The sequence below is a fragment of the Rhodopirellula maiorica SM1 genome (assembly GCF_000346295.1).
In the GTDB taxonomy this organism is placed as follows: Bacteria; Planctomycetota; Planctomycetia; order Pirellulales; family Pirellulaceae; genus Novipirellula; species Novipirellula maiorica.
Genome location: NZ_ANOG01001059.1, coordinates 1 through 4,805, shown reverse-complemented (window position 1 = coordinate 4,805; position 4,805 = coordinate 1). Strand labels below are relative to the sequence as shown.

Below are 4,805 nucleotides of genomic sequence, written 5' to 3'. Positions count from 1 at the left end.
AGGCATTGATACGGCGAACGCCAGTCGACGTCGAATGTTGTCCAATCTGGTCAACATGGTTTGTGATCTCGATATCCTGGCACTCGCCGAAGGAGTCGAAACCGAAGGCGAATCGCAAGCCTGTATCGATCTCGGGTTTCAGCTAGGCCAAGGCTATTTCTACGGCCGCCCATCGCCGGCGTAACGTCTGATTGTCGTTTTCAGCCGCCATCGCGTATACAGACACGCTGTTCACGCGTCGGCAGACCAGCCCAAGTGCGAACATCGTGTCTTCGCTGACAGGTTTTTCGCCATCGAACAGGTTTGAGCAAGCAGGTTTGAGCAAGCGGGGTTGAGCAAGCGTCAATATGCTAAGGGGCCGAGATCCGAGAATCGATTTCGTCGAGCGATATTTTCAGCACTTCCATCGTCTGTTTGGCACCCGAGAAAGCGACCAGCAGCGAACCATCATGCTCGATCAGATGCGGGTAGTCGATGTGTCGTCCACCGATTAAATAAAATAGATCGGTGAAGACCAATCCGTCGCGACTGATGGCCAACGTCAGCGGATCTCGTTTCCGCGGATTGGCATTGGAGACCAGAGCGTAGTAGCCTCGCGATGTGCGAAGGACGAAAAATTTGCTCGTTGCGTCGGGGAAATTCGTGCCGACAATCGGACTCCATGATTGACCGTTGTCTGTCGAGAACGTGCGTAGCAGTCGTCCCGAACGTGCGTTGTCTCGAATCAAACCAACGATGCTCTTCTGGTCCGGAAGCACGTACCAATACGGTTCTTCGGGTTGGCCGGCCTTTCCGTAGCTGGCCAGTGGCAAGGTACGCCAATGGTCAAACGATTTGACACCGCCGATCATCACCGAGACGCGGCGTTGGTGGTCCCGACGAGTCATCATGAATTCGCCCGATGGCAAACGTTTGGGGGGAAAGTTGTTGAGCGTATCGTCGAGAACGGTGCCTTGCGGTTCCCAATGGCCGTCGGTTTCATTCCAGCAAAACGCCTCCAGACTGAGTCCCTTGCCGGGATACCCCGGAGCACGGTAATGACTCGCCAGTGCCAGCAGTTCTCCATTGCGTACCCACATCCCGCGAGCAATCCATCCGAAACCTTCGATGCGGGGCGGGCCGGTCAAATCGGCAGGCTTGCGCCAGGTGACGCCGTCCAGACTGGTCGCGTAGGACACGCGTGTTCCTGCTTGGTCGTGGTGGGGGACGACGTTGCGATGCTGTTCGGGAGTTAAATGTTCAAATCGCTTGCCGGGACCGTCACTCCACATCGCCCAATAGCGACCATCGTGGCGAGCAACGTAGGCGTGCTGATGCACCCAATTGCCTCCTTGATTTCGGACGTCGCTGATGATGGCGTGCTGTGCCGGCAATCTCGGTAGCTGACCAAAATCGATTCCGTTCGGATCCGTTCCGGTTTTGGCAAGCCGTAACATCAAGCCGCTGGTCGGGTTCGTCACCGGATCGGCCATCGACAGATCGGGCATCGCCACGGGCGGCTTGGGAGACACGACGGAGAACTTGATCGGTTTAGCGTCGACCAAATCGGACGCGGTACTGCCAATGCGAACGCGTGTGGACTCCAGTGAGTCTTTCTCGGCAGCGACGTGAATGCGTGCAAGATTCGCTCGGCTGCTTCCTTGGCGATTGACCAAAGTCCAGTCTGACAGACTTGTCGGCTGGGAAGGAATCTCGCCCGCCGGACCGATTTTCACAAATAACTCGTCGGCTTGTTTTGCATGGCTGATGATGCGAACAAGCATCGAGAGTGATTCACCTTGTTCCAACGTGGGACCAAAAGTGGTCTTTTGGTACAGCCCGGCTGACAGCACGCCATCGGCGGCGATTCCAATCGTGACGCGTTCGTCACCGCCGCTTGTGGCAAGACTCAAGTCGAAAGTTTGGCCTTGCTCGGGGACACGAAAATTAGCTGCGAGATAAAACTCGTCGCCTTCATCGCCGAGGTCGATCCAGTCTGCGTGGGCGGCCGGCTTGGCGGCCGCGACGGCTGGCAAAGGACTGTCCGACTGTACCGTCTTTGGCATTTCGAGTTGGTCGAGCGCCGACAATTCGATCTTCAGGACTTCCACAGTTCGCTTGCCGCTGGCGAAGGCAACCAGTAGATTTCCGTCGTGCTCGATGGCATGTGGGTAGTCGACTTGGCGGCCGCCCGCGAGATAGCCGAGTTTATCAAACACCAACCCATCGTCGCTGATCGCGATCGTGAGCGGATCGCGTGCCCGCGGGTTGCTGTTGGAGATCAAGACGTAACGTCCGTCACCTAACTGAAACCCGTACAGCTTGGATGTCGCGTCGGGGAAGTTCGTTTTGACCGGCTTGCTCCAAGTCCGCCCGTTATCCGTCGAAAACGCTCGATACAGAAACTTGCTGTGTGCGTTGTCCCGAAACAGTGCGGCCAGATTTCCATCGGGCAACTGCCACCACAGCGGTTCCTCGGCGCGAAGCTGACTGTTCGTTCCCAGCACCGGAAACGTTTCCCAGTCCGTCATCGACTTATTTCCGCCAATCAGGAAATCGACTCCGGCGGATGCATAGTTAAAAGGCCGTCGCGACATCATCCACTCACCACTGGGGATGCGTTTGGGCGGGAAATTGTTGATCGCGTTATCGGCGATGACCCCGCTGTCCTGCCAGCTTTCGTTTTCGACATCAAATCGAAATGCACGCAGTTCTAGACTTGGACCAAAAAATCCGGCAGCTTCGTCCAGTGCGACAAGTGCATACAGCTCACCATCGCGTTGCCAGAAGCCGCGAGCGATATAACGAAAGCCTTTTTCTGAACGGGTGTTGTAGTACGGCGAGTTCGGTCCGGAGTGAGGGGGGATGGGCGTCAAAAAGCGAGGTTCGCCCCAGTGCACCGCATCGTCACTGATGGCGAATTTGACTCGTTGCCCGACGCGGTCCTCAAGCTCGGGACCATCGCTCCACATAACTAGGTACTTGCCCTGATGGTTGACCAAGTAGTTGTGTTGATTGACACCGCGATCTTCCCTGACATCGCTGACCACGGAGTGTTCACCGGGTACGCGCGGCAACTTGGCGTGATCGATCTGATGTTTGTCATCCGGAAAGGAATCTCCTGCCAGCATCAACGATGACATCGGATTCGAAGCGGCGTCGGGATAGTCAGGGTCGTCGGCACTGGACACCGCACCGTGAATCGCTATCAGGCTAAGAACCGCGTAGACCAGTGATTTTGTATTCATACAGAGCCCTCGGCGTTGGTACTGTTGGTTGAGGTCGCTTCGATGAGACGTAGTTCTAGAATCTGGCCAAAGAAGAGCGGGAACCATCTTCGTCAAAGTGGAAAAACACACAACAACGGCCAACGGCAACGTCACCACTCTCCGGTGCAGCGTTCGGCGTGCCTGGAATTGAGTCCTGACACCTTATTTTTCCCGGCACTGAGAGTTGGCAAAATGATTGAAAATAAACCGTCCTTGCACTTAAGTCCCACGAGGAATGGGAATGTTGCCATTTGACTTTTGGTCTATCGAATGATGCACGGTAGGCGTTCGCGAAGTGGCATTGCGAAAGCGTCAGTAATGCCGTGAATCCTTGTTGACTGCCATCACGTAAACTTCCATCGCGGTTACAGCAAGGTTCGCAGTGCCTCGGGCAGTGCCAGACACTCTTGTTCGAACACCCGTGCCGCGAGCGTGTCGGCGTCGTCATCGGGTTTTACGGGGCATGATCGCTGGACGATGATGGGGCCGTTGTCGTATTCGTTGTCGACGAAATGGACCGTGCAGCCGCTGATCTTGACGCCTCGCTTCAGCACCGCATCGTGCACGAAATGACCGTACATTCCTGCGCCGCCGAACGATGGCAATAGCGAGGGATGGATGTTGATGACGCGGTTTTCGAAATCGTTGGGGATCAGGACGTGATTTAAATAACCCGCCATCACGACGTAGGCGACTTCCGCGTCACGGCAGGGATCAAACATTTCACGTGCATGCTCGAACGGATCGCGGTGATCGCGTTTGCGGACACATCGCGTTGGAATACCGTCGTCTTTGGCAATCTCCAGCCCCCGCACATCGTCACGACTGCTGATCACCAAGCGAATATCGATCGGTAATCCGTGTTCGTCACGATGTCGAATCAAATTGGCAAGCGTACGCCCGCTGCCGCTTAAGAAAACCGCGATGGGAAGTTTCGATTCACTCATGTCGGTTTCCGGCACTAGGCGTTTTTCTGAACAAAGACTTTGCCGAATTCCGTGTCACTCGGCTCGGCACCCGCGATCGCGTCGGAGCGAAGTTCGCTGGCAAGCGTTTCGCTGCAGATCATATCGCCGTGTTCTTTCAATGCCGTTGCGACTTCGATGTCGTCGCTGAGGATGCCCACGGTGATGCGATCGGTGTAGCCGCAATCGAGGTCTTTCCGCTTGCTTTGGATCGTGCGGATCAGGTCCTTGGCGATCCCTTCGCGGCGGAGTTCGTCAGTGACCTCGGTGTTCAGAACAACAACACTGCTGGCACCTTGGCTCGCCGCCCAGCCCTCTTTGGCTTTCAGGCGAACTTCGATGTCTTCGTTGTCGAGTTTTAACGACTCACCGCCAGGCAATTCGATTTCCACGAATCCGTCACGTCCGAGTGCCGTGAGCAGCGTGTTGCCATCGGCCGCTCCCAAAGCTTTCTTGACCGCCGGCATATTCTTGCCAACGCGAGGGCCAAGTCGTTTGAAATTTGGGACCACGGTGTACTGGACATATTGGTCGCCTTCGGTGGTGTAGTCGACCGCTTTGACGTTCAATTCTTCGCGAACCAGCAAATCGT

General features: G+C 55.8%; 4 protein-coding genes. 1 reads left to right on the top strand and 3 read right to left on the bottom strand.

The features are described 5' to 3' along the window. A partial coding sequence (locus RMSM_RS34345) for an EAL domain-containing protein (protein ID WP_040771058.1) occupies positions 1–184 on the top strand: 184 nt, incomplete at its 5' end. 166 nt (positions 185–350) lie between these two features. On the opposite strand, the gene RMSM_RS39415 is transcribed toward RMSM_RS34345, so the two are convergent. From RMSM_RS39415 to RMSM_RS34330, 3 genes are all read right to left on the bottom strand, one after another. Next, positions 351–3,227 (bottom strand): exo-alpha-sialidase, encoded by a 2,877-nt coding sequence (locus RMSM_RS39415; RefSeq protein ID WP_008708594.1) that lies wholly within the window; start codon positions 3,225–3,227, stop codon positions 351–353. A gap of 386 nt (positions 3,228–3,613) precedes the next feature. Further along, positions 3,614–4,195 carry a phosphoribosylglycinamide formyltransferase gene (purN, locus tag RMSM_RS34335; RefSeq protein ID WP_040771059.1) on the bottom strand — a complete coding sequence of 194 codons (582 nt, stop codon included), beginning with the start codon at positions 4,193–4,195 and terminating at the stop codon, positions 3,614–3,616. Positions 4,196–4,209: 14 nt separating this feature from the next. After that, positions 4,210–4,805, bottom strand: a 596-nt coding sequence (locus RMSM_RS34330) for a DUF5915 domain-containing protein (RefSeq protein WP_040771057.1), incomplete at its 5' end; no start/stop codon positions are given.

Excerpts from the sequence above, each read along its gene's own strand:
- RMSM_RS39415 (WP_008708594.1), bottom strand. The coding sequence starts at position 3,227 with ATGAATACAAAATCACTGGTCTACGCGGTTCTTAGCCTGATAGCGATT.
- purN (WP_040771059.1), bottom strand. The coding sequence starts at position 4,195 with ATGAGTGAATCGAAACTTCCCATCGCGGTTTTCTTAAGCGGCAGCGGG.